Origin of the sequence: Kitasatospora sp. NPDC058063 (assembly GCF_042885395.1) — a bacterium.
GTDB classification, from domain to species: Bacteria; Actinomycetota; Actinomycetes; order Streptomycetales; family Streptomycetaceae; genus Kitasatospora; species Kitasatospora lactacystinica.
Genome location: NZ_JBHVSD010000002.1, coordinates 562,992 through 587,732 on the forward strand (window position 1 = coordinate 562,992; position 24,741 = coordinate 587,732).

The 24,741-nt window shown below is 72.4% G+C and carries 21 protein-coding genes and 1 riboswitch; of the genes, 3 read left to right on the forward strand and 18 right to left on the reverse strand.

All coding sequences use genetic code 11. The annotated features are described in order from the left end of the window. Positions 1–109 precede the first annotated feature (109 nt). Positions 110–1,639 (forward strand): UDP-N-acetylglucosamine 1-carboxyvinyltransferase, encoded by a 1,530-nt coding sequence (locus tag ACFVUY_RS06160; RefSeq protein WP_380348769.1) that lies wholly within the window; start codon positions 110–112, stop codon positions 1,637–1,639. 34 nt (positions 1,640–1,673) lie between these two features. On the opposite strand, the gene ACFVUY_RS06165 is transcribed toward ACFVUY_RS06160, so the two are convergent. The 6 genes from ACFVUY_RS06165 to ACFVUY_RS06190 all read right to left on the reverse strand — a co-directional run bounded on the left by ACFVUY_RS06165 (position 1,674) and on the right by ACFVUY_RS06190 (position 6,203). Then, a complete protein-coding gene (locus tag ACFVUY_RS06165) occupies positions 1,674–2,180 on the reverse strand; it encodes a protein phosphatase (protein ID WP_387727709.1) in 507 nt (168 codons plus the stop codon). A 102-nt stretch (positions 2,181–2,282) separates the two neighbouring features. Then, positions 2,283–2,786, reverse strand: coding sequence for a DinB family protein (locus tag ACFVUY_RS06170; protein ID WP_387685211.1), 504 nt, complete (start codon positions 2,784–2,786; stop codon positions 2,283–2,285). Positions 2,787–2,940: 154 nt separating this feature from the next. Next, a complete protein-coding gene (locus ACFVUY_RS06175) occupies positions 2,941–3,678 on the reverse strand; it encodes a cobalt-precorrin-6A reductase (RefSeq protein ID WP_387727821.1) in 738 nt (245 codons plus the stop codon). Beyond that, positions 3,678–4,439: a precorrin-4 C(11)-methyltransferase gene (gene cobM / locus ACFVUY_RS06180; RefSeq protein ID WP_387727710.1), complete on the reverse strand. Its 762-nt coding sequence runs from the start codon at positions 4,437–4,439 to the stop codon at positions 3,678–3,680. Before cobM ends, ACFVUY_RS06175 begins: the two co-directional genes overlap by 1 nt. Next, positions 4,436–5,674, reverse strand: coding sequence for a precorrin-6y C5,15-methyltransferase (decarboxylating) subunit CbiE (gene cbiE, locus ACFVUY_RS06185; RefSeq protein ID WP_387727712.1), 1,239 nt, complete (start codon positions 5,672–5,674; stop codon positions 4,436–4,438). Before cbiE ends, cobM begins: the two co-directional genes overlap by 4 nt. An 88-nt stretch (positions 5,675–5,762) precedes the next feature. Further along, positions 5,763–6,203 carry a gamma-glutamylcyclotransferase family protein gene (locus tag ACFVUY_RS06190; RefSeq protein ID WP_387727714.1) on the reverse strand — a complete coding sequence of 147 codons (441 nt, stop codon included), beginning with the start codon at positions 6,201–6,203 and terminating at the stop codon, positions 5,763–5,765. 189 nt (positions 6,204–6,392) lie between these two features. Between ACFVUY_RS06190 and ACFVUY_RS06195 the strand changes: the two genes are divergently transcribed. Next, the gene (locus ACFVUY_RS06195; protein ID WP_387727716.1) at positions 6,393–7,460 is read left to right on the forward strand and encodes an EamA family transporter; all 1,068 of its coding nucleotides are present in this window, start codon (positions 6,393–6,395) and stop codon (positions 7,458–7,460) included. A gap of 126 nt (positions 7,461–7,586) precedes the next feature. On the opposite strand, the gene ACFVUY_RS06200 is transcribed toward ACFVUY_RS06195, so the two are convergent. The 5 genes from ACFVUY_RS06200 to ACFVUY_RS06220 all read right to left on the reverse strand — a co-directional run bounded on the left by ACFVUY_RS06200 (position 7,587) and on the right by ACFVUY_RS06220 (position 14,093). After that, positions 7,587–8,150 carry an EF-hand domain-containing protein gene (locus ACFVUY_RS06200; RefSeq protein WP_359901645.1) on the reverse strand — a complete coding sequence of 188 codons (564 nt, stop codon included), beginning with the start codon at positions 8,148–8,150 and terminating at the stop codon, positions 7,587–7,589. A 223-nt stretch (positions 8,151–8,373) separates the two neighbouring features. Further along, a complete protein-coding gene (locus ACFVUY_RS06205) occupies positions 8,374–10,089 on the reverse strand; it encodes a dipeptide ABC transporter ATP-binding protein (RefSeq protein WP_387727718.1) in 1,716 nt (571 codons plus the stop codon). A gap of 14 nt (positions 10,090–10,103) precedes the next feature. Further along, complete coding sequence (locus tag ACFVUY_RS06210) at positions 10,104–11,096, reverse strand: ABC transporter permease (protein ID WP_359901642.1); 993 nt, start codon at positions 11,094–11,096, stop codon at positions 10,104–10,106. 182 nt (positions 11,097–11,278) lie between these two features. Next, complete coding sequence (locus tag ACFVUY_RS06215; RefSeq protein ID WP_387685223.1) at positions 11,279–13,039, reverse strand: ABC transporter substrate-binding protein; 1,761 nt, start codon at positions 13,037–13,039, stop codon at positions 11,279–11,281. 73 nt (positions 13,040–13,112) lie between these two features. After that, positions 13,113–14,093, reverse strand: coding sequence for an ABC transporter permease (locus tag ACFVUY_RS06220; protein WP_387727720.1), 981 nt, complete (start codon positions 14,091–14,093; stop codon positions 13,113–13,115). Between the two features lie 305 nt (positions 14,094–14,398). Further along, positions 14,399–14,495: riboswitch (ZMP/ZTP riboswitch) on the forward strand. Between the two features lie 19 nt (positions 14,496–14,514). Between ACFVUY_RS06220 and ACFVUY_RS06225 the strand changes: the two genes are divergently transcribed. After that, the gene (locus ACFVUY_RS06225; RefSeq protein WP_387727722.1) at positions 14,515–15,972 is read left to right on the forward strand and encodes a glycine hydroxymethyltransferase; all 1,458 of its coding nucleotides are present in this window, start codon (positions 14,515–14,517) and stop codon (positions 15,970–15,972) included. 114 nt (positions 15,973–16,086) lie between these two features. Here the strand turns inward: ACFVUY_RS06225 and ACFVUY_RS06230 are convergent, their stop codons facing one another. The 7 genes from ACFVUY_RS06230 to ACFVUY_RS06260 form a co-directional block, all read right to left on the reverse strand. Next, positions 16,087–18,213: a hypothetical protein gene (locus ACFVUY_RS06230; RefSeq protein ID WP_387727724.1), complete on the reverse strand. Its 2,127-nt coding sequence runs from the start codon at positions 18,211–18,213 to the stop codon at positions 16,087–16,089. Continuing rightward, positions 18,210–18,977, reverse strand: a complete 768-nt coding sequence (locus ACFVUY_RS06235) for a hypothetical protein (RefSeq protein ID WP_387685231.1) — start codon at positions 18,975–18,977, stop codon at positions 18,210–18,212. Before ACFVUY_RS06235 ends, ACFVUY_RS06230 begins: the two co-directional genes overlap by 4 nt. Before the next feature lie 141 nt (positions 18,978–19,118). Next, entirely contained in the window at positions 19,119–19,772 is a 654-nt protein-coding gene (locus tag ACFVUY_RS06240) for a Crp/Fnr family transcriptional regulator (protein WP_387685233.1), read from the reverse strand. Positions 19,773–19,840: 68 nt separating this feature from the next. After that, positions 19,841–20,278, reverse strand: coding sequence for a Pycsar system effector family protein (locus tag ACFVUY_RS06245; RefSeq protein WP_387727726.1), 438 nt, complete (start codon positions 20,276–20,278; stop codon positions 19,841–19,843). Between the two features lie 272 nt (positions 20,279–20,550). Further along, a complete protein-coding gene (locus tag ACFVUY_RS06250; RefSeq protein WP_387685237.1) occupies positions 20,551–21,987 on the reverse strand; it encodes an aldehyde dehydrogenase family protein in 1,437 nt (478 codons plus the stop codon). A 115-nt stretch (positions 21,988–22,102) separates the two neighbouring features. Further along, positions 22,103–22,567, reverse strand: coding sequence for a DUF6624 domain-containing protein (locus tag ACFVUY_RS06255; RefSeq protein WP_387727823.1), 465 nt, complete (start codon positions 22,565–22,567; stop codon positions 22,103–22,105). A gap of 357 nt (positions 22,568–22,924) precedes the next feature. Beyond that, a complete protein-coding gene (locus ACFVUY_RS06260) occupies positions 22,925–24,574 on the reverse strand; it encodes an APC family permease (RefSeq protein ID WP_387727728.1) in 1,650 nt (549 codons plus the stop codon). Between the last annotated feature and the right edge of the window lie 167 nt (positions 24,575–24,741).

Consider the following 24,741-nt stretch of genomic DNA (forward strand, 5'->3'; position numbering starts at 1 on the left):
CTGGTGATGTGAAGAACTGACGCCCATACGGGGCGAGAAACGGACAAATGGAGTACCACGCCGGGCCCCGGTTCTGTCGCCATCTCAACCATGAGATATCGTCTGGCGAGTGACAGGCGACTACCTCACCCGTATCGGCACCCTCATCCGTACCGCGCGCCAGCACCGCGGCTGGTCCCAGGCGCAGCTCGGAGAGGCCCTCGGAACCAGCCAGAGCGCGGTCAACCGCATCGAACAGGGCAAGCAGAACGTCAGCCTTGAGATGATCGCCCGCATCGGCGAAGCCCTCGACAGCGAGATCGTCTCCCTCGGCTACTCCGGCCCGATGCACCTGCGCGTCGCCGGCGGCACCCGGCTCTCCGGTGCGATCGACGTCCGCAGCAGCAAGAACGCCTGCGTGGCGATCCTCTGCGCCTCGCTGCTGACCACCGGCCGCACCACGATCCGCAGCGTCGCGCGGATCGAGGAGGTCTACCGCATCCTCGAGGTGCTCACCAGCATCGGCGTCAAGAGCCGCTGGATCAACGAGGGCCGCGACCTCGAACTCACCCCGCCCGCCGAGCTGGACCTCGCGGCGATGGACGTCGAGGCGGCCCGCCGCACCCGCAGCGTGCTGATGTTCCTCGGCCCGCTGATGCACCGCGCCCAGCACTTCGCCATCCCGTACGCGGGCGGCTGCGACCTCGGCACCCGCACCGTGCAGCCGCACCTGACCGCGCTGCGCCGCTTCGGCCTGGAGGTCGCCACCACCGGCGGCGCCTACCACGCCTCGGTCGAGCCGGGCGCCCCGATGGACCGCCCGATCGTGCTGACCGAGCGCGGGGACACCGTCACCGAGAACGCCCTGCTGGCCGCCGCCCGGCACGACGGCGTCAGTGTCATTCGCAACGCTTCGCCCAACTACATGGTCCAGGACCTCTGCTTCTTCCTGGAGAAGCTGGGCGTGAGGATCGAGGGCATCGGCACCACCACCCTCACCGTGCACGGCGTCCCGCAGATCACCTGCGACGTCGACTACACCCCGGCCGAGGACCCGGTGGAGGCGATGAGCCTGCTGGCCGCCGCCGTCGTCACCTCCTCCGAGCTGACCGTCCGCCGGGTACCGATCGAGTTCCTGGAGATCGAGCTCGCCGTGCTGGAGGGCATGGGTCTCGACTACGACCGCACCCCCGAGTACCGGGCCCACAACGGTCACACCCGGCTGGTTGACCTCACCGTGCGCCCGTCCAAGCTGACCGCGCCGATCGACACCATCCACCCGATGCCGTTCCCCGGCATCAACATCGACAACGTGCCGTTCTTCGCCGCCATCGCCGCGGCCGCGCACGGCACCACGATGATCCACGACTGGGTGTACGACAACCGCGCGATCTACCTGACCGAGCTGACCCGCCTCGGCGCCGACGTCAAGCTCCTCGACCCGCACCGGGTGCTGGTCCAGGGGCCCACCCGGTGGCGCGCCGCCGAGATGATGTGCCCGCCGGCCCTGCGCCCCGCCGTGGTCATCCTGCTCGCCATGCTCGCCGCCAAGGGCACCTCGGTGCTGCGCAACGTCTATGTCATCAACCGCGGTTACGAGGACCTCGCCGAGCGCCTCAACTCCATCGGCGCCCAGATCGAGACCTTCCGCGACATCTGAGTAATCTGACGGAACGTCATGCTGCTGACCGGCCTCACCCGTTGAGGCCGGTCAGCAGCACGGCGACCTCCAGCCCGGTGTCCAGGTAGTCCACGAACACCGGGTTGTTCAGTGCCCAGGGCGAGCGCCGTTCCCGGACCAGCCGGACCGCCTCGCCGCTCTCGTGGCCGAGGCCGATCAGCGCCTGCGCCACCACCAGGCCCGAGCGGTTGTACCCCGAGTGGCAGCGCACCAGCGTCCGCCGGCCCCGGCGGACGGCCGCCTCGGTGAGCTCGGCCGCCTCCTGGACGGCGAGCAGCTGACCGGGGGAGAGCGGGGCGTCGGGCACCTCCCGGAGGACGTGCTCCACCCCCGGTGCCGGACCGTGCCCGGAACGGGTGAACAGGCTGACCACCAGGTCGAACTCGGCCCGTACGATCGCGAGTTCCAGCTCGCCGCCGGGCCGGGTGAAGTAGTGCCCGCCCATCCAGAGCCCGGGGACGATCTCGTTCCAGGGCTCGGACGGCCCGGAGGTGTCGCGTTCCTTCTGGCGGGTCCGCATGCTCTGCTCGCTCCCTCGTCGCCCGGCTGCGTCCGGCGCTGCGTCCGGTGCCGGTCCTGGCGTTGCCCGGTTCCGTCCGGTGCCGCCCGGTGGCGTTCGGTGCTACTCGCCGGTGGTGCCGTCGAGGTGCTCGCGGAGCAGATCGGCGTGGCCGTTGTGGCGGGCGTACTCCTCGATCATGTGGGTGAGGATCCAGCGGAGCGAGAAGACCTCGTCGCCGTAGTGGCCCAGGACGTCCAACGACTCGGCGGCGGAGACGAGTTCCCGGGCGTGGTCGCACTCCCGGCGCCAGATCGCGAAGGCCTCGTCGGGGTCGGCGGTGTCGGCGTCGAACTCGGCGAAGGACCCGTCCGGGTGCTTCCAGAAGCCCGGCAGGCCCTCGTCGTCGAGGACGTTGCGGAACCAGCTGCGCTCCACCTCGGCGAGGTGGCGGACCAGCCCGAGCAGGGAGAGCCCGGACGGCTCCAGCACGCGGGCGCGGAGCTGCTCCGCGGTGAGGCCCGCGCACTTCATCGCGAGGGTGTCGCGCTGGTAGTCCAGGAAGCCCGCCAGGGTGGCGCGTTCGTCGGCGGTGCGGGGAGTCTGCGTACGCTGGTCATCGGTCATCGGGCCATCCTTCCCGACGTCCACCGGGGCCGCCCCGCAATTTCCGCGGGACGACCGGGCGAGCGGGCTCCAGCACGACGGTGAGCAGCCGCAGCGCCGACGCCGGCCGGTGCCCACGCCGGCCGGTGCCCGGACCGTCCGGCGCCCGAACCGGCTAGCCCAGGTGCTCCAGCCAGCGCAGTGCGCCGGGGACGTCCGGTGCGACCGGGACGCCTTCCGTGACCGGCGGGCGTTCCACGATGATGACGGGCAGGCCGAGTCCGCGCGCGGCGGTCAGCTTGGGGGCGGTCGCGGCGCCGCCGCTGTCCTTGGTGACCAGGACGTCGATGTCGTGTCCGCGCAGCAGTGCCTCTTCGCCGTGGATCGTGAACGGCCCCCGGTCCAGCAGGACTTCGAACGAGGGCGGCACCGGGGGCTCGGGCGGGTCCACCGAGCGGGCGAGGAAGTGGACCCCGTCCAGGTGGGCGAAGGCGCCGACGCCCTGTCGTCCGACGGTGAGGAAGACCCGTTCCCCGCGCCGGGGCAGCAGGTCGGCCGCCGCGGCGAGGGAGGGGACGGGGAGCCAGTGGTCGCCGTCGACGCGGGTGAAGCCGGGGCGGCGCAGCACCAGCAGCGGGACCGCGGTGGCGGCGGCCGCGAGGGCGGCGTTCCGGGAGATGCCGGCGGCGAACGGGTGGGTGGCGTCCACCACCGCGTCCACCTGCTCGGTGCGCAGCCAGTCGGCCAGACCCTCCGGTCCGCCGAAGCCGCCGATCCGCACCTCCCCGGCGGGCAGCCGCGGCTGGGCGACCCGGCCGGCCAGCGAACTGGTGACCCGGTGCGCGGTCGGGGCGAGCTCGGCGGCCAGCGCCCGCCCTTCGGTGGTGCCGCCGAGGATCAGGACGTGCCGCATCACGCCCCGCAGGGCTCGTGCGGGCGCTCGCGGTCCGTCGAGTAGAGGTGGCTGTCGCGGAACTGCCCGGCGGCCAGCGTGCGGCCGACGAGGATGACGGCGGTGCGGACCACGCCCGCCGCCTTGACCTGCTCGGCGATGTCGCCGACGGTGCCGCGCAGCACCAGCTCGTCGGGGCGGCTGGCCATCGCGACCACGGCGGCCGGGCAGTCCGCGCCGTAGTGGGGGAGCAGTTGCTCGACCACGTCGTCCACGTAGCCGGCGGCCAGGTGCAGCACCAGCAGGGCGCCGCTGCGGCCGAGGGTGGCGAGATCCTCGCCCTCGGGCATCGGGGTGGCGCGCTTGGCGATCCGGGTGAGGATGACGGTCTGGCCGACGGTCGGGACGGTCAGCTCCCGCTTGAGCGCGGCCGCGGCGGCGGCGAAGGCGGGCACGCCGGGGACCACCTCGTACGGCACGCCGGCCGCGTCCAGGCGGCGCATCTGCTCGGCGACGGCGGAGAAGACGGACGGGTCGCCGGAGTGCAGCCGGGCGACGTCCTGGCCGGCCCGGTGGGCGGCGACCAGCTCGGCGGTGATCTGGTCCAGGTTGAGCTGGGCGGTGTCGATCAGGCGGGCGCCGGGCGGGCACTCGTCCAGCAGCTCGCGCGGGACGAGGCTGCCCGCGTACAGGCAGACCTCGGCGCGGGCCAGGATGCGCTGGCCGCGCAGGGTGATCAGATCGGCGGCGCCCGGGCCGGCTCCGATGAAGTGGACGGTCACGAGGCGTTCTCCTGAGGGGTTTCGGGCTTGATGGCGGACCACTGGGTGACCGGCATGGCCTGGCGCCACCCGGTGAAGCCGCCCACCGGGACGGCGTGGGCGACGGCGAGTTTGACGAGCTCCCCGCCGTGGCGCCGGTACCACTCGGTGAGCAGCGCCTCGGACTCCAGCGTCACGGTGTTGGCGACGATCCGGCCGCCCGGGCGCAGCGCGGCCCAGCAGGCGTCCAGCAGGCCGGGCGCGGTGAGGCCGCCGCCGATGAACACGGCGTCGGGGGTGGGGAGTCCGGCGAGAGCGGCGGGGGCGGGGCCGGTCACCACGCGGAGCCGGGGCACTCCGAGCGCGGCGGCGTTGCGGACGATCCGCTCGGCCCGCGCCGGGTCGCGCTCGATGCCGACGGCCCGGCAGTCGCGGTGGGCGCGCAGCCACTCGACGGCGATCGAGCCGGAGCCGCCGCCGACGTCCCAGAGCAGCTCGCCGGGGGAGGGCGCCAGCGTGGCGAGGGTCGCGGCGCGGACGTGGCGCTTGGTGAGCTGGCCGTCGCTCTCGTACGCGGCGTCGGGCAGGCCGGGGACGAGGGAGGCGCGGGGGCCGTCGCCGAGGTCGACGGCGATGACGTTCAGCGGGTCGCCGGGCGGGTGCGGCCAGCCGTCGGCGGGGCCGTCGAGGTGGCGTTCGGCGGGGGCGCCGAGCTGTTCGAGCACCCGCAGGCGGGCGCCGCCGAAGCCGCGTGCGGTGAGCAGCTCGGCGACGGCGGCCGGGGTGGCGGCGTCGGCGCTGAGCACCAGCAGGCGGCGGCCGGGGTGGAGGGCGAGGGAGAGGGTGTCCAGCGGCCGGCCGACCAGGCTGACTACCTCGGTGGCCTCCAGCGGCCAGCCGAGCCGGGCGCAGGCGTAGGAGACGGAGGAGGGGTGCGGCAGGACGCGCAGGCGCTCGGCGCCGACGGTCTCGGCGAGGGTGCGGCCGATGCCGTAGAACATCGGATCGCCGCTGGCCAGGACGGCGATGCGGCGGCCGGCGTGGGCGGCGAGCAGTCCGGGGACGGCGGGGCGCAGCGGGGACGGCCAGGGGACGCGCTCGGCGGTGACCTCGTCGTGGGGGAGCAGGTCCAGCTGGCGGGGGCCGCCGACGACGGTCCCGGCCTCCCGCAGCGCGGCCCGGGAGCCGGCGGCGAGGCCGGGCCAGCCGTCGGCCCCGATCCCGACGACGGTGATCGGGGGTGGCAGCTCGGGCACCGGGTGGCTCCTCGTCGTTCGATGGGCCGATGAGCGGGAAATCTCATTGGCCGGGGCAGCCTACCTGGCGGTTGTCATCCGCCACCCGTCATCCCACCCTCCCCCCGGTCGCTCCCCAGTCCCCCGATTCGATCAGCGCCGGCCGCTCCCGCAGCCGTGCCTCGGCCCTCGGTCCGGCGAGGTAGACCCAGGCCTCCCGCAGCTCGCCCGCCGCCGTCCGCACCGCCATCCGCCGCCGCACGTACAGCCCGGTCCCGTCCGCCCGGCAGTCCTCCAGCCGGTCCAGGGCGGCCAGGGCTCCGGCGTACGCGCCCGGGCGTACGGTGACGAGCTCGCCCAGGATCCGGCGCCCGGGCGCCGGATCCGGCACCGCGTACGGGAAGCCGGGACCCTCGTGCAGCGCGGCACCCTCCAGGACCGCCGGCCGGATCTCGGCGCAGCGTCCGGCCAGGTGGGCGGCGTGATTGCGGCCGCCGCTGCGCAGGGTGCCGTACACGAAGAACGGCAGGGACTCCTCGGATGCGGGCACGGGTTCGACCTCCTCGTCGGGGATCGCCCACCGTACGTCCCGCGGTCCGGGTTCCGATACGGACTGGCGCACCGGGCCGTCCATGCGCTGTCATGTCGGATGTTCGGCCAGCACCGTCCAAGGGGGACACCCATGACATCGCCCGCTTCACCCTCCCAACCGGCCGCGGATCCCGGCCCGACCCCCGGCGTGGCTCCCGACGTTCCCGTCCCCGCCGACGCCCCTGTCCGCGCCGACGCCGCCGTCCCTGCCGACGCGGCCGTCGCCGCCGACGCCGCCGTCAGGGCCAAGGCGGCCCCCACCCGCGGCCCCCGCCTCGGCGGCGCGGTCTGGGTGGCCCTCCTCGTGGTCTACGTCGTCTGGGGGTCGACGTACCTCGCGATCCGGATCGCCGTGGAGACGATGCCGTCCTTCCTCTCCGCCGCCGCGCGCTTCCTCGTCGCCGGCCTGCTGCTGACCGGCTACCTCCTGGTGCGGCAGGGCCCGGCCGGTCTGAAGGTGACCAAGCGGCAGCTGGCCTCCTCCGCCCTGGTCGGCCTGCTGCTGCTGACCGGCGGCAACGGACTGGTGGTCCTGGGCGAGACCTCCGTCCCCTCCGGGCTGGCCGCCCTGCTGGTGGCCGCGGTCCCGCTGTGGATGGTGGTGCTCACGGCGGTCGGCGGCGAGCGTCCGAGGCCCGCCGAGCTGGCCGGGGTGCTGCTCGGACTGGTCGGCCTCGGCGTCCTGTCGGCGCCCGCGATCGGCGGGTCGATCGAGCCGGCCGGCGTGATCATGATCATCGCTGCCACCCTGCTCTGGGCGACCGGCTCCTTCGCGACCAAGAAGATCCCGATGCCCGACAACGTGCTGGCCGCGAGCGCCTACCAGATGCTGGTCGGCGGAGTCGGCGACCTGGTGATCGGACTGGGCCGTGGTGAGCAGCACGGGCTGGACCTCGGAACGGTCTCCGGGCGGTCCTGGCTGGCCCTCGCCTACCTGGTGATGTTCGGCTCGCTGCTCGCCTTCACCGCGTACGCCTGGCTGCTGCGGTCGGCCCCGCTGACCCTGGTCGCCACCTACGCCTACGTCAACCCGGTGGTCGCGGTGCTGCTGGGCTGGCTAATCCTCGCCGAACCGCTGACCGGCCCGACCCTCGCGGGCGGCGCGATCGTGGTGGCGGGCGTCTGCCTGGTGGTGAGCGTCAGCCGGCGTTCGGGCGGCTCATCGCGCGCCGGGAGTCCGGCCCGTCCGGCGAAGGAGCCGACCGCTCGGAGCTGAGCCCGGCCCACCACCACCGCCCCGGACGACGGCCACGCTGCTCACGGTGTCCACGGCGGCCACGGCGTCAACGGCGGCCCGCCCCCGCGCTTCCGGCTCACGGGGGCGGGTCGTCCGCGGTACGGCTCAGAAGGCGTACGGCGGCTTGCCCGTCCACCAGTTGCCGGGCGCGTCCGGGTCGCGGCTGGTCCAGAACTCGATGATCGCGGTGGTGAACTCGGCGGCGGAGAGCACGCCGTCGCCGTCGGTGTCGAGGTGGCGGAAGGCCTCGTCGGCGTCGTCGCGGGAGAGGCCGGCGAAGTGGCCGCGCTGGAAGACGAAGAACTCACCGGCGTCCACCGTCCCGCTGCGGTCGGCGTCGGCGACGGCGAGGAAGGCCTCGGCGAGCGCGCCGAGGATCTCGCGCGCGGCCTCGGGGTCGTCGGCGAGCGAGCCGGTCGAGGTGACGAACTGCTGACGGGTGATCGCCTCGGTGCCGGCGGGCAGCCGGGCGAGGTGCAGGTCGTGCCAGGTCGTCAGGTAGGCGCGGACTATCACGGCCTCGGCCTCGGAACCCTCCTGATGGCCGAGCGAGCGGGCCACCGAGAGGCCCATCAGGACGTGGTCCCGCTCGGTGAGCAGGCCGTCGCCGTCGGCGTCGAGGTGATCGAAGCCGTGGTTGATCTTTGCGATGAGCAGGTCGTCCGACAAATGTGCCTCCTCGGTTGGTGATTCCTTGCTCGGGTCTCCTACGTCACATCGCCTGCACGCTAGCGTCTTGAGCCGGACCGGCGCAGCCGAACGAACGGCGAACGACCTGCCCGTTCACTCCCACGCCACTCGCCGAGCCGTCCGCCGGGCCGCCGGGCCGCCGGGCCGCAGGGCCGTCCGTCGAGCCGCTCGCCCGGCGGACGGCCCGGCAGCCCGGACCGTCTCAGTGCACCGCCGCCAGCAGTTCCCTCGTGTACGCGGTGTGCGGCGCCTCGAAGAGCTGGTCCCGGTCGGTGGACTCGACCAGCCGGCCCCGGTGCATCACCGCCACCCGGTCGCAGAAGTGCCGCACCACCGCGAGGTCGTGGGAGACGAACAGGAAGGCCACGCCGAGCCGTTCGCGCAGCTCCATCAGCAGGTTGAGCACCTGGGCCTGCACCGACACGTCGAGCGCGGAGACCGGCTCGTCGGCGATGATCAGCCGCGGCTGCGGGGCCAGCGCCCGGGCGATGCCGATCCGCTGGCGCTGCCCGCCGGAGAACTCGTGCGGGTAGCGGTCCAGGTGACCAGCCTCCAGCCCGACCTGCTCCAGCAGTTCGACGGAGCGCTCCCGCCGTTCGGCCGGGCCGAGCGCGGTGTGCAGGCGCAGCGGGGTGTCCAGGGTCCGGCCGATCGTCCGGCGCGGGTTGAGCGAGGCGTACGGGTCCTGGAAGACCAGCTGGATCTCGCGGCTGAGCCGCTTCCGGAGCTCCCGGTCGGGCCGGGTGACGTCCTGGCCGTCGTACAGCACCCTTCCGCCGGTGGGTCGTTGCAGTCCGGCCAGGACCCGCGAGGTGGTGGACTTCCCGGAGCCGGACTCGCCGACCAGCCCGAGTGTCTCGCCCGGGGCGATCCGCAGGCCGACGCCCTCGACGGCCCGGACCGGTTCGGCCCGCAGGCCGGGGAAGCGCCGGCGCCCCGGGAAGTGCACGGACAGGTCGTCCACCTCGACCAGCCAGCGCTCGGGGCGCCCGACGGTCCGCGGCCGGAACGTCCGCGAGGGTGTCGGCTCGTCGACCGTCGGCAGGGCGGTGCCCGGTACCGAGTCCAGCCGGAGCGCCGCGCCCACCAGGGCCCGGGTGTACGGCTCGCGCGGCGCGGCCAGCAGCTCGGCGGTCGGAGCGGACTCGATCCCGGCCCCGCCGCGCATGACCAGCGTGCGGTCCGTCGTCCCGGCGACCACACCCAGGTCGTGGCTGACCAGCAGCACCGCCGTCCCGTGCTCGCGCTGCAACTCGCCGAGCAGGTCGAGGACCTGCCGCTGGACGCGGGCGTCCAGGGCGGTGGTCGGCTCGTCCGCGATGATCAGCCGGGGGTCGTTCATCAGCGCCATCGCGATCATCACCCGCTGGCGCATGCCGCCGGAGAACTGGTGCGGGTAGTCGCGGCTCCGGACCGCCGGGATGCCGACCCGGTCGAGCATCTCGGCTGCCCGCCGGCCCGCCTCGGCGCGGCCCGTGCCCGAGTGGTGCAGCCGGTATATCTCGGCGAGCTGGGCGCCCACGCCGTGGAAGGGGCTGAGCGCGGTGAGCGCGTCCTGGAAGACCAGCGCGGCCCGTCCGCCCCGCACCCCGCGCAGCGCGGACTCCTCGGCACCGACGACCTCCTGTCCGTCCAGCCGGATCGAGCCGGTGACGGTGGTGGTGCGCGGGTCGTGCAGGCCGAGGACGGCGAGCCCGACGGTCGACTTGCCGGAGCCCGACTCGCCGACCAGGCCCAGGACTTCACCCGGCGCGAGGTCGAAGGAGAGGTTCCGGACGGCGGTCACGGGTGCGCCGCCGCGCGGGTCGGCGAAGGCGACGGTCAGGTCGCGGACGCTCAGCACCGGCTCGTCGCTCCCCGCCGCGGTGCCCTTCGCCCCTTCGTGCCGCACGCCGTCCCCGGGAACAGTGGATTTCATCGAAGGACTCCCCATCAGCTCAGCCGCACACGCGGATCGAGCCAGGCGACCGCGAGGTCGGCCAGCGCGACGAACAGCACCATGAAGCAGGCGGCCAGCAGCACTGCGCCGACCACGGCGGGCAGGTCCTGCCCGGCGACGGCCTCCGCGGCGAACCGCCCGACCCCGTTCAGGCCGAACACCGTCTCGGTGATCACGGCTCCGCCGAGCAGCACCCCGGCCTCCAGCCCGATCAGCTGCACCAGCGGCCCGGCGGCGCCGCGCGAGGTGTACTTCAGGTGGGCGCGCAGCCGTCCCAGGCCCTTGCCGCGGGCCGTGCGGACGTACTCCTCGTTCATCGTCTCCAGCAGCTGCGAGCGCGAAAGCCGGGCGAACACGGCCGAGTTGACGAAGCCGAGGACGAACCAGGGGAGCAGCATCCCGCCCGCCCAGGCGGCCGGGTCCTCGGCCGGCGGGGTGTAGGAGGGCAGCGGCAGCAGCCCGGTGGAGTACACCAGCAGCCACTGCGCGACGTACCCGAGGAAGTAGATCTGCACGCTTGCGCCGACCAGGGTGAAGCCGGAGAGCAGCCGGTCGGTCCGCCGCCCGTGCCGCAGCGCGGAGACGAACCCGGTGCCGAGGCCGAACACCAGCAGGACGGCGAGCGCCCCGGCGGTCAGCGAGAGGGTGACGGGCAGGTGGTCGGCCAGTGCCTCGGTGACGGGCTGGTGCAGCCGGTAGGAGTAGCCGAGGCAGGGGGCGTCGCAGTGGATGGTCGAGCCGTCCACGTCGCCGATGTCCCGCCCGGCGACCACGCCGACCAGGTAGTCGGTGTACTGGGTGAGCAGCGGCTGGTCCAGACCCATGCTCTGGCGCACCGCCGCGACCTGCCCGCTGTCGCAGCGCGGGCCGCAGGCGGCGCGGGCCGGGTCGGCGGGCGCGGCGTAGAAGAGGGCGAAGGCGGCGGCGGACACCGCGACCAGGACCGCGAGGGCCTGGGCGGTCCGCCGCAGGACGAAGGAGAGCATGGCCGATCCGGGGTCGACGTGACGGGGGAGGCGCGCGGAGGGCGAGCAGCTGAGCGGGAAGCGGGCGGGAGGGAGCGGGCGAGCGGGGAGCGGGGAAGGGGCCCGCCCCCGTTCCGCCGTGGATTTCGTGGAACCCGTGGAACCCGGGAAACAGGAACGGGAGCGGGAGCGGGCCCCGGCACTCAGGACTTCAGGTACAGCCAGGCCAGCGAGACGGTCCCGTAGATCGGGTGGACGAACGCCCCGCCGACGTTGCTGCCGCGCAGCTGATTGACCGTCGGGTAGGCGAACGGCAGCACCGGCAGGTCCTTCATCACGGTCTGCTCCAGCGCGTACAGCTCCTTGGCCTTGGCGCGGGGTTCGCCGATCTGGTTGATCCGGTCGATCTCCTTGTCGACCTCCGGGTTGCGGTAGCGCGCGGAGTTGATGTCGCTGCCGGCCCGGCCGTCGAAGGAGAACGGGACGAGGGTGGACGGGGTCGGCCAGTCGACCGAGCTGGTCTCCTCGAACAAGTCGTACGGGGAGTCGGTGCGGTGCACCTCGTCCAGGAAGGCCTTGGGGTCGACCGGCTTGGGCACGACGGTGATCCCGGCCTTGCCGAAGCCATCGACCAGCACCTGCGCGACGCGCTGCCCGGTCGGGGTGTTGCGGTACGCGTAGGTCAGGCTCCCGGGCGCCTGCTTGGCCTTGGCGAGCGCGGCCCTGGCGGCCTCCGGGTCGCCCTCGGGCCTGGCCGGGTAGAGGTCGTACTTCTGGTAGTCGATCAGCGCGGGGGAGCTCAGCGTGGTGGCCAGCTCGCCGGTCCGGGCGCCGCCCTGGACCTGGCGGGCCTGCTGGCGCGGGTAGGCCAGGTGCAGCGCCTTGCGGACCTCGACGTCGGGCACCCGCTCGTTGTTGATCATCAGCTGGGTGACGAAGGCGCCCTGCCGTCCGGAGACCACCAGTTCCTTGGCCTTCGGGTCGGTGTCGGTGGTCTGGTACAGCTCGGCGGAGAGGGTGTCGGAGGCGGTGGTGGCGTTGGCGCCGCCGTCCCGTCCGGAGAGGATCTCCTGGTTGAGGTTGAGCGCCTCCTTGCCGTACGTGAAGACGAACTTCTCCGGGTACTGGCTGCGGATCGGGTCCGTCTCGGGCTTCCAGGCCGGGTTGCGCTCCAGCACCATGCGGGTGTTCTGGACGTGCTCGACGATCCGGTACGGCCCGGTCGCGAACGGCAGCCGGTCGTAGTCCGTCCCGGTGTCCTTGTCCCGGCGCACCGGGGAGGAGGAGGACTGCGCGGCCATGTACGGGACGTCGGCCTGCGGCTGCGGGAAGCGGAAGACGATCGTGCGCTCGTCCGGCGTCTCGATCGCGTCCAGGTCGCCGGCCTGCGGGCCCGCGTACTTGGTGCGCGCCGCCTCGTAGCTGGCCTCGCCGGTGAGCCACTGCGGCCAGTACGGCGGGCCGACCTCGTAGCCCTTGCCGAAGGTGCGCTCGATGCCGTACTTGACGTCCTGGGCGGTGATCGGCTGCCCGTCCTCCCAGGCGACGCCCGGCTTGAGGCGGTACGTCCAGGTGCGGCCGCCGTCGGCCGGGGTGCCGGTGTCGGTGGCCAGGTCGCCGACCAGCTTGGCCTTGCCGTCCACGACCTGGTACTGGGTCAGCTGGCGGCCCCAGAGCAGCGAGGCGTTGTAGGTGGCGCCCGCGTAGACCTTCTGCGGGTCGAGGTGGCGGAACTCCACGCTGTTGTACACGTTCACCGTGCCGCCCGCGCGGGCGCCCGGGACGGCCGGGGCCGGGCCGGCGCTCTCCTGCTCGCTGCCGAGCACGGCGGTCAGCGGGGAGGTCTCCTTGGCGGAGGCCCCGGCGGCGCCGCCGGAGCCGGTGGTGCTGCCCGCGCCGGCCGAGCAGGAGGTCGCCAGCAGGGCGGTGGCGATGACGGCGAGGGACGGTCTGGTCCAGCGCATGGCGAATCTCTCCTTGCCCCGGCGGATCGTGCCGGGGCGGGCTCGGGTTGATGGAAGGGAGGAGGCGAGGGGGTCAGCGGGCAGTGCGGGCGCGCGGGTCCAGCGCGTCCCGGACGGCGTCGCCGAGCAGGTTGAAGGCGATGACGAACAGCAGCAGCGCCACGCCGGGGAACACCATGTAGGTGGGGTCGGCCCGGAAGACCTCGGAGCCGCGCGCGATCATCCGCCCCCAGTCCGGGACCGGCTCGGTGATGCCGACACCGAGGAAGGACAGCGCGGCCTCCGAGGCCACGAAGGTCGGCACCGCCATGGTGGCGTGCACCAGCAGCTGCGAGCGCACATTCGGCAGAAGTTCGTGGACGACGACATGGAACCGGCCGGCGCCCTGGGCCCGTGCGGACTGCACGAAATCCCTTTCCCGGAGCGAGCGGACGGTGGCCCGCAGGGAAAGCGCGAGCGGAATCCAGCCGAACGCCGAGAAAACCAGGATCAGCACCAGGAACTGCATCCACTCCGGTTCCGCGGTGCCCGGGTCGACCAAACGGGACTGGATCACCGGGCTGAGCGCGAGCAGCAGGAGCAGCGTGGGAAAGGCCAGCAGCACATTCGCGAGGAATCCGAACAGTCGGTCCGTGATCCCGCCCAGGTAGCCGACCGCGACGCCGGCCAGCACGCCCAGGGTGGTGGTCACCGCGGCGGCCGCGAAGGCGATCAGCAGCGAGGTGCGGATGCCGTACAGCAGCTGGGTGAACACGTCCCGGCCGAGGCCGGGCTCCAGGCCGAACCAGAAGTCGCCGGAGATCCCGCCGTTCGGCAGCATCGGCAGTCCGCTGTCGCTGAGCAGGCCCGGGACGTTCTGGCCGTAGTGGTCGACCGGGTTCTTCCCGTACAGCGCGGCGACCAGCGGGGCGCCGAGGGCGAGCAGCAGGAACAGCACCACCACAGCCAGGGCGGCGGCGCCGACCCGGTCGCGCAGGATCCGGCGGAGCGGGCCGGGGTCGGCGGCGGGCGCGGGCCCGGCCGTGGTGCCTGGGACGGTGTCGACCGCTGCCATGAGGCGTAACCCCCGAATTCTCCGCCGCCCCATGGGTGAGGGTGCGCTGGTGTGCATTTCCGGTACGGCGTCCCGGGGTTTTCCCGGTGGCCGTTCGAGCGCCATTGGATCGGATGCGTCCGAGGTTCCGCAAATCACCTTCGGCGGTCGTTCGGGTCATTCCTGCGGAACTGTTTCGGGATATGTGGCGGCTTCATTTCGCCGAAACACCGGTGTTGCAAAAGAACGGACATAGCGGAACATAGCGGACTGCCCGTTCCGCATTCTGAGACCTCCGCCACAGTCCCTCCGGTGTTGGTACGATCCCGGTGGGCCGCAACTGGCGCGTAGGGATGGAATCAACCATCGGGAAGCGGCCCCGTGAATCCTCACGTGAACTTGCCGAGCGCCTGGGCCCCCGCATCCCCACCAGGAGACCGCCATGGCCCAGCAGCCCCACACCGCCGCCTCCGCCGCGGCCGACACCGCCTTCCGCAGCGCTCTCGACGTGGTCGCCGGCGTCGAACCCCGGATCGCCGCCGCCATCGGCCAGGAGTTGGCGGACCAGCGCGCCTCGCTCAAGCTGATCGCCAGCGAGAACTACGCCTCCCCGGCGGTCCTGCTCACCATGGGCAACTGGCTCAGCGACAAGTACGCCGAGGGCACCGTCGGCCGCCGCTTCTACGCGGGCTGCCGCAACGTCGACACCGTCGAGAGCATCGCCGCCGAGCACGCCCGCGAGCTGTTCGGCGCCGACCACGCCTACGTCCAGCCGCACTCCGGCATCGACGCCAACCTCACCGCCTTCTGGGCCGTCCTCTCCCAGCGGGTCGAGAGCCCGGCCCTGGAGCGCGCCGAGGTGCGCAACGTCAACGACCTCACCGAGGAGGACTGGGCGCGGCTGCGCCAGGAGCTCGGCAACCAGCGGATGCTCGGCATGTCCCTGGACACCGGCGGCCACCTCACCCACGGCTTCCGGCCCAACATCTCGGGCAAGATGTTCGAGCAGCGCAGCTACGGCACCGACCCGGCCACCGGCCTGATCGACTACGACGCGCTGCGCGAGACCGCCCGCGACTTCCGCCCGCTGATCATCGTCGCCGGCTACTCCGCCTACCCGCGCCTGGTGAACTTCCGCAGGATGCGCGAGATCGCGGACGAGGTCGGTGCGACCCTCATGGTCGACATGGCGCACTTCGCCGGCCTGGTCGCGGGCAAGGTGCTGACCGGCGACCACGACCCGGTCCCGCACGCCCACATCGTCACCACCACCACCCACAAGTCCCTGCGCGGCCCGCGCGGCGGCATGGTGCTGTGCCAGTCCGAACTGGCCGAGCACGTCGACCGCGGCTGCCCGCTGGTGCTCGGCGGCCCGCTCTCGCACGTCATGGCCGCCAAGGCGGTCGCCCTCGCCGAGGCCCGCCGCCCCGAGTTCCAGGCCTACGCCCGCGCCGTCGTCGCCAACGCCCAGGCGCTCGCCGAGGGCCTGCTGCGCCGCGGCGGCAAGCTGGTCACCGGCGGTACCGACAACCACCTGGTCCTCGCCGACGTCTCCGGCTACGGCCTGACCGGCCGCCAGGCCGAGGCGGCCCTGCTCGACTCGGGCATCGTCACCAACCGCAACTCCGTCCCGCTGGACCCGAACGGCGCCTGGTACACCTCGGGCGTCCGCCTCGGCACCCCGGCCCTCACCACCCGCGGCCTCGGCACCGCGGAGATGGACGAGATCGCCGACCTGATCCACACCGTCCTGAGCGCCACCGCCCCCACCACCACGGCCAAGGGCTCCCCGTCCAAGGCCGCCTACAGCCTGGACGCCGCCCTCCGCGACGCCACCGCCAAGCGCGCCGCCGACCTGCTCGCCCCGTACCCGCTCTACCCGGGCGTCGACCTGGTCTGACGGCGGACGGCAGACGGCGAACAGATGACAGATTTCGAAATCTGTCATCTGTTCGCTGAAAGTTGTCGGCCGCTGGCGGTCCTCCGCGCACTTCCCTTGCCGGTGACGCGGGCTTCAGGAGCGCCGTAGCCGGACGAGCGAGGCCCAGAGGTCGTCGCCGACCTGGGTGCCATCGGGCAGGAGCAGTCGGCCGACCTGGTGGAACAGGTCGATGCCGGCGTCCCGTGACGACTGCCCGCCCAGCGCGGGCACGACGCGGTTCCGGACGGCGGCGTACGCCGCGGTGTCGGTTGCCGCGGCCTTGAACCACGCGCAGATGGCGGGGACCGCCTGTGGCTCGAACTGCGGGTCCGCCAGGAGGTCCCGCAGGCCTTCGTCGATCTCGGTACGGGCCTTCTCATTGGCCGTGCCGAGCAGCCAGGGCCGCGGGCCGTCGAACTGCGCCATCAGCCCCAGCAAGGCGATCTTCCCGGATCGGCGGGCCTTCTTCTCGCGCCAGCGCAGCACCTCGGAGAGCAGCAGGTTCCGTCCCTCCTCCCGGTGGCCGAGACGGTGGAAGACGGCCAGGACACCGGCGAGGAGGGACTGGTCCTTCGAGGTCGAGGCAACCCGACGCAGCCGCGTCATCGCCTTTCGGTGGTCCCTGCCCCCGGGGTCTTCGGCGGTCAGGACGTGCTCGGCCACGTCGACAACCACGGACTGCGTCCCAAGGCGGCGGTCGTCGGCCCAGTCGTAGAGCCGGGCCCACGCGGCCCGCTCCATCCCCGCGTCTTTGAGCACGCGTGTCATGACGGCCGCGCACATGTCCGATCGTCCGGACTCGTGGGCGGTGTCGCGGATCTCGGTCAGAACCGTCGGCGCCTGGTGTCGGGCAGCCAGCGTGGTCAGCGCGGAGATGCTCTTGTCCGCCTCGGCCCGCTCGGCCGGGGCGGTCGAGATCAGCCACTCCAACAGGACGGATCGCATGTCCTCGTAGTTGTCCCAGACGTACGTGAGGACGGCCTGGGCGTAGCCCGGGCGACTGAACGCGGCGATGTCCTGGGAACTCACCGTCGCATGGAGGGCGGTGAGCCTCTGCCGAAGTCCGCGCCCGGCGAAGACCTGGCCGAGGTTCGTCGGAGCGTGCGTCCGGTCCTTCTTGGCGATCAGGTCCTCCAGGGCACGGGCATCCCGTGAGATCTTGGCGGCCGGCGCGACTCGGTGGAGGGCGAGGGAGAGCAGCAGGCACCGGTCGGGCAGGGACAGCGCACCGCCGGTGTCGCCGCCGTGTGCGAAGACGCCGTCCAACTCGGTGCGCCAGTCACCGAGGGCGTTCTCGATGCTCGTGCGGAGTTCGGGATGGCACGCGTTGTCGCCCGCTTCATCGGGCCGGCCGAGCTTTCCTTCCTCGATCCAGCGGGCCTCCTCCGAGTGGTCGCGCTTGAACTCCAGCCACTGTTCGGCCACGGCGCCGGCGGCGCGTACGGCCTCCACCGCGTTGCGCAGGGACGACAGATGGACCCGGGCGGTGTCCGACCGGAGGTACGGCACGAGCCAGGGCATGCCGGCTGCGGTCAGATGGCGTTCCGCGACGGCGAACGGCTCCGGCGGGGAACGGAGTTCTACCACCCGGACCCCGGGGGCGACGGGCCAGGTTCGCTGTTCGGTCCAGAGATCCGCGGCGATGTTGAGGACCCAGGTCGAGCTGACCTGCTTCAGCTCCGGGACGCTCGCAGCGAGGTCGTCGAGGAACGCCGTCGATGGGTGGTCGGTGAGCGGGTCCTTGAGGTCCAACTGGTAGGCGCGCCCGTGCTCCCGGCGGATCCTCGACACCTTCGGGCGCGGCCCGTCCGGTTCGAGTTCGACGAGCTTCGTCTCGAACGGTGTGTGGTGCGCCAGGACATGGTGGACGAAGGTGGTCGAGCCGTAGCCGCGCGGCGCCACCATGATGATCACCCGGACCTCGGGGTCCGCCAAGGCGTCGGCCAGCTGGGCCCGGACGGCCTTCCAAGCGGAGGGAAGGGCGAACGTCCGGGACTCGAGCAGCTTGGTGCGGTCCAGCCTCCGGGCCTCCAGGAAGTCCTGTCGGATCTCCTGATACATCCTGTCGACCTGGCCGATGGCGACCCCGACGTCCGCCATGAAGGTCAACGAGGGCGCAGTGTGCTCCGGCGTGACGGGCTTCCTGGTGGCACCGGCCGGAGCAGTGCGGACCGGCGCGGGCAGGAAGGCCTGGATCCGCTCCAAGTCGTCCCTGGTCATGCGAGGTTGACGCCCCCCATGTTCAGCGTCGCGACTGTTCCGATGGCCGTGCCGACGCTGCCGTTGAAGGTGAGCTGTGGACCGGGCGCGGGGCTCGGTGCGGGCTCCACGGGCGGTTCCCCCCGGCCGAGGGACGCCTTGATCGTCACGGGCGCGAGTCGCGGCACGTGGACCCAGGAGGTGCGGCGGAACTGCTTCTTCGGCACGACTGCCGAGACCTCCAGGAAGTCCCGCTCGGCCAGCGTGTACGTGCGAGCGGCCGCGACGGCTCGTCGGTAGACCTCGTCCGAGAGGATCGCCGCGACGAACGATTCGTGCTCTGCGGCCACGTCGGCCGCGACGCGGACCTCCTCACTGTCCACCAGGCGGCAGGCGTCATTGATGGCGTCGCCCCGGTGATCGGGGGAGAGCGGGCCGAGGTGGATGCTCAGCCGGGTCCGCAGGACCGGATCGTGAGCGCGTCGCGCCCGGTCATGGCGGCGCAGAGCGTCCTCCAGGAGCGCGATGCCCGGGTCGACCAGCCGTACGACCTTCGCGGCGGGCACGATCCTGATCCAGCCGTCACCTGTGTCGCTGCCCCGGCGCTCGTCGGCCCAGAGCGCGGCCAGGCCGATGTGGGTGAAGGTCTCGGCGACGGCGTTGTCCAGCGCAGCCCGCATGCCGGGCATTGCGGTCTCCGGCACCTTGCTGTAGCCGACGATGTCGACCACGAGGATGGCCAGGTCGGGTGGGAGGTCGTCCATGTCAACGGGGGCGGGGAGCATGCCTGTTTGTCCTCCTGGTGCGGGGGCGAATCCGAGGTCCGTGTGCCAGGCAGCGATCATGCCTCCGACCGGGCGGTCGGTGCTGCCCAACGGAGGGCAGAGCGGAAGTGACCTGCGCCACTCCAAGGAGACGTCGGCGTGCTACTGCTCGGCGGCGTGCGCACACAGCGCCCGTACGTCGGTTACCGTCACACCACCGCTCGGAGCCGTGGTCAGCCAGCCGTGTCGGCTCCACTCCTTCAGGACCTTGCCGACGGCGTTGCGTGAGGCACCGATGAGCCTGGCGAGGTCCTCCTGCGGCAGCCGGATCCGGGACGGGCCGTTGGGCGTTGCCGGGCCGGAGAGCCGCATGAGAAGACCGGACAGCCGGAGCGCGACGGATCCGGTCGCGAGTTCCAGCTTGGTCCGGTCGGCTTCGCGGAGCCGACTGTAGGAATGCCTGAGCAACGGTCGCAACAGGCCCTGCGATTCGATGAAGTCCGTGAAGTCCACAGCCGGGATCACGCGGACCTGGCAGGGCTCAAGGGTCCGTACGGTCGCGCTGCGCACTCCCTCCGCCAACACCGACATCTCACCGAGGAGTTCGCCGTTGCCGCGGACCGCGAGCAGCTGCTCGCTGCCACGAGGGCCGTCGGCGGTCACCATCACGCTGCCGGTCTCCAGGAGCACGACACAGGTGGCGGGTTCGTCCTGCCGCAGCAGGGTGGCGCGGGACGCGCGGTAGCGCACCGGCGCCAGCCGCTGGAGGAGGATCCAATTCTCGTCACTCAGGAACTCTCGGTGTGACTCCTGCATGTGGCGCCTCCGGTGGCCGGGTTCACGGTCGGCGGATCACCGAGTTGCCGGCCGACACCATGATCCGCTCAGTGTGCCGCAAGCATCAGACCGGCGGCCAGTGTGCCCAACACCAGCCCACAGGACAGCAGATCGACCGCACGCCGGAGAAGGCGGTACTTCCGCAGGACGAGCCGGGAAAGCTCCACCAGGCGTTGTGCGTGCGCCGTTGCGAGATCACCGGAATTCCGCTCCGAGAACGATTCGACCAACTGTTCCGGCGTCAAACCGGCGAATTCCAAGTAGGAGAGAGCGCGGTGGCCGTCGTGGCGGAGCTGGGGCCTGGCGGCTGCCAAGGACAGGGCGAGCGAGCCGATCAGGAGGGTGAGGACGCCCAGGAGCGTAGCCTTGGCCAGCGGGGAGAACGGCGGCAGCGCGCTGCTCAGCGCGGTCGCCATGGTGATGCCGCCGACGGCCGCGGCTCCGATGCCGGTGGCCTTGGCGTCGCTCCGTTGCAGCTCTGCCATGACCTCCTGGGTGGACGACGCCATCCGGCGCGGAGTCTGAGGGCCGGCCGGACCGGTGACAAGGGGACGGATCGCTCGCATGACGGGGCCTTCCCTCGGTGTACGGGTCTCTGTGGCCCCAGTTTCCGCGCGATCTTGGTTCCGCACTGCCCAGTGGATTGCCGATCCGCCGAGATGTGCGTCACTTCCCGGCCCGGATGAGCCGGTCGGTGCGAGCCGGCCCGGAGGTGGCGGACCGAACGGCCCGCGCACCGCCATGGCCAGGGATGCCGTCAGTACTGCAGGGACTTGTACTGGAGGAACTCCTCCAGCCCGTGGCGGCCCAGCTCCCGGCCGAGGCCCGAGTTCTTGTAGCCGCCGAAGGGCGCGAGCGGGTTGAAGCGGCCGCCGTTGAGGTCCACCTGGCCGGTGTCGAGGCGGCGGGCGAAGGCGGCGGCGGTGTCGGTGTCGCGGGCCCAGACGCCGCCGCCCAGGCCGTACGGGGTGCCGTTGGCGAGTTCGGCGGCGTGGTCCTCGTCGCGGTAGCGGAGTATCGCCAGGACCGGGCCGAAGACCTCCTCCTGGGCCACCGTCATCTCCGGGGTCACGTCGGCGAGCACGGTCGGGCGGACGTAGTAGCCGGTGGGCAGTTCGGCGACGGGCTCCGAGCCGCCGACGACGAGCCGGGCGCCCTCGGCCAGCGCGCCGTCGATGTAGCCGCGCACCCGGTCCAGCTGCTTGGCGTTGACCAGCGGGCCGATCCGGGTCCGCGGGTCGGTCGGGTCGCCCGGCCGGTACTGGGCGGCGAGCTCCTCGGCCCGGGCGACCGCCTCGTCGTACTGGTCCTCGTGCACCAGCAGCCGGGTCAGCGCGCTGCAGGTCTGGCCCGAGTTGGCGAAGACGTTGGCGACGTTGGCCTTGACCGCGCGGGCCAGGTCGGCACCCGGCAGCACCACGTTGGCGGACTTGCCGCCCAGTTCCAGGGAGACCCGCTTCAGCCCCCGGCCGGCCGTCTCGGCGATCTGCCGGCCGACGGCTGTGGAGCCGGTGAAGGAGACCAGGTCCACTTCCCGGTGCCCGACGAGCGCCGCGCCCGCCACCGCGCCGGTGCCGGTCACCAGGTGGAAGGTGCCGGCCGGGAAGCCGGCCTCGTGCACCAGCCGGGCGAACAGCCGGGCCACCAGCGGGGTGTCCTCGGCCGGTTTGAGGACCACGGGGCAGCCGGCCGCCAGCGCCGGGACGGCCTTGGCCACGATCTGGTGCAGCGGGTAGTTCCAGGGCGTGATCGCCGCGACCACCCCGGCCGGCTCGGCGTGCACCACCGAGTTGCCGATCCGCTCCTCGAAGGGGTGCTCGGCGAGGAGGGTCAGGTAGGAGGTCGCCACGGAGAGCGGCAGCCCGGCGTGCACGGCCCCGGCGAAGCCGACCGGCGAGCCCAGCTCGGCGACGACGGTCTCGGTGATCTCGTTCTGCGCGGCGGCGATCCCGTCCCGCAGCCGGGTCAGCAGGGCCAGCCGCTCCTCGCGGGTGGTGGAGCCCCAGCTCCGGGCCGCCCGGCGGGCCGCCGTCACCGCCGCGTCGATGTCGGCCGGACCGCCGGCCGGCACCGTGGCCAGCACCTGCTCGGTCGCCGGGTTCAGCACGGTGATCGATCCGGTGTCACCGGAGGGCCGCCACTCGCCGTCGATGTACTGGTCGCCGTGCTCCGGGTACTGCGCGTACTGCCGCACCGATCGTCCTCTCGTCCACTCAGCCGACCCTCGACCAGCAGCGCTGGTCGGAGGTCAGTCAATGCGGCGCGGACGGCCGCGCGCAAGAGTCAATCCCGACCGGCGGACGTGACGGTTACTTCGGGGCGAACCGCGCGGTGTACTCGTCGAACGGCTCGATGCCCACCTCGGCCCGCCGCTCGTCCAGCCGCTCGGGCTCCTCGCAGGGCCACGGCACCGGGCGGCCGTCCGTCACCGCGCCGATCTGCGTCCCGTAGCGCTGCTCCCGGCCCTCGTTGACCGCCAGCCGGTCCTGGAGGAAGGCCAGGTCGCGGGCGCTGGCCTCGCCCCTGGCGACGGCCCCGCCCATCAGGGCCACCGCCCGCCGCTGGACGTCGAGCTGCCGGTCCGCGTGCTGCGCCACCAGCCAGGCCGCCCGGGCGGCCTCGGGGCCGACGGTGCGTTCGGTCGGCCAGCCGTGCGCCGCCATGATCTCCGCGAGCCGGTCGCCGTGCCGGGCGGTGAGCCGGCGCCAGGCCGCCTGATCGGCCAGGTCGGGACTGTTCGCCAGCCGGGCGGCCGCGCTGTCCTCGGCCATCATCCCGGTCAGCTCCCGCACGAGGGCCGGATCCTGACCGTACTGCTGCGCTTCCGTCACGTCGACGACGCTCCCTGCCCGGGCCCTCCCGTCGAGGACCGCCCGCGACCACGCTAGGCGCGGAAACCGCGACGAAGATCATCCCCGAAGACGGTGACCCGGGGGTGCCCGCCACGGCAGGATGGACATACACGGGGAACGGAGCGCACCGGGAACGGAGCGCACCGCGAACGGTCCCCGCACACAGTCCCCGCGAACGGTCCCCGCACACAGTCCCCGCGCACGGTCCCCGCGCACGCCGAAGGGCCGGTCGGAGGATTCCGACCGGCCCTTCACCGTGAGTTCACGCGCTCAGGCGCCTCAGACCCGCGAGGGCTCCGTGGCGTCGTCCGGCGCGGCGCTCCGGGCCTCCTCGGCCATCTCCTCGCGGACCGCGGCCAGCGAGGGGTTGGCCCAGGCGCTGGCGACGCCCCAGCGGTAGAACGCCAGCCCGATCGCGGCGACGATCAGCAGGTCCCAGCCCTGCGGCAGGTAGTCGTGCCCGCCGAAGTCGGCGCTGCCCGCCCAGGAGACGCCGGCCATCACGAACAGGTACGCGACCATCCAGGCGCCCGCCTTCAGGTGCGGCTTCAGCTCGGCGAACGGCTTGCGCAGCTCGTACCAGGCCCAGATCGGCAGACCGGCGGCCATCAGCAGGATGACCTTGCCGGTGAGCGGCCAGCGGGCCCAGTAGAGCACCAGCGAGCCGAACACCATCGCGACCGGGGCGATCACCGGCATGGCGCGCAGCCGGACCGGCCGGGGCAGGTCCGGGGCCAGGCGGCGCAGCGCCATCACGGCGACCGGGCCGGTGATGTACGAGATCACGGTGGCCACCGAGACGATCTCGGCCAGCGAGCCCCAGCCGCGGAAGACCGCGAGGAACAGGAAGGCGACCACCAGGTTGAGCACCAGCGCCGGGCGCGGGATGCCGGTCTTGGCGTCGACCTTGCCGAAGATCTTGGGCAGGTGGCCGTTCTCCTGCACGCCGTGGATCATGCGCGAGGTGGTGGCGGCGTAGATCATGCCGGTGCCGGAGGGCGAGATGAAGGCGTCCGCGTACAGCGTGATCGCCAGCCAGTTCAGGCCCCAGGCGATGGCCAGGTCGGCCAGCGGCGAGGTGTAGGAGAGGTTGCTCCAGCCGTTCGCCAGGTCGCCGCCGGGGATGGCGCCGAGGAAGGCGATCTGCAGCGCGACGTAGATCACCAGGGCGATCAGGATCGAGCCGATGACGGCCTTCGGCAGCGACTTGCCGGGGTTGCGGGCCTCGCCGGCCAGGTTGAGCGGGGACTGGAAGCCGTTGAAGGCCCAGACGATGCCGGAGACCGCGACGGCGGTGAACACCGAGCTCCAGCCGTTCGGCGCGAAGCCGCCGTGGTCGGTGAAGTGGGCGGTGTCGAAGTGCGCGAAGAGCAGCGCACCGGCGGTCACCGTCGGGACGACGACCTTGAAGACGGTGATCGCGGTGTTGGTCTTGGCGAACAGCGTGATCGCGAACCAGTTGAGGGCGAAGTAGACGAGCAGCAGCACGCTGGCCAGCGCCACTCCGCTGAGGGTCAGCTCCTTGCCGTCGAACAACCCCTGTGCCCAGCCGAAGTGCCAGGAGCTCATGTACTGCACGGAGGCGGTGGCCTCACCCGGGATGACCGAGACGATGGCGATCCAGTTGGCCCAGGCGGCCAGGTAGCCGGCCAGCGACCCGTGCGAGTACTGGCCGTACCGGACCATGCCGCCGGCCTTGGGGAACATCGAGCCCAGCTCGCTGTAGGTGAGCGCGATGGTCAGCGCCACCGCGGCACCGATCACCCAGGCGAGGATCGAGGCGGGTCCGGCGAGCTTGGCGGCCCGCTCGGCACCGAACAGCCACCCGGAGCCGATGATCGACCCCAGCCCGACCGCGGTCAGGCTGATCGTGCCGAGCGATCGGCGGTAGTTCTGGTGTGATGCCGTCGACGATTCGGGCTCACTCAACGTATCGGTCCTCTCGCTCGTGGTTCATCGGGTGGTGTCGGTGTTTTTGCGATTTTGAGTCGCTATTTCGGACAAACGGAGAGCAGCCTATGTTCCGAAAACGGGCGAATACCTCAGAGGAAGCTCAAACCGTCCGATTGTTGCCATCTCGTGTCCGGCGTCCGGGC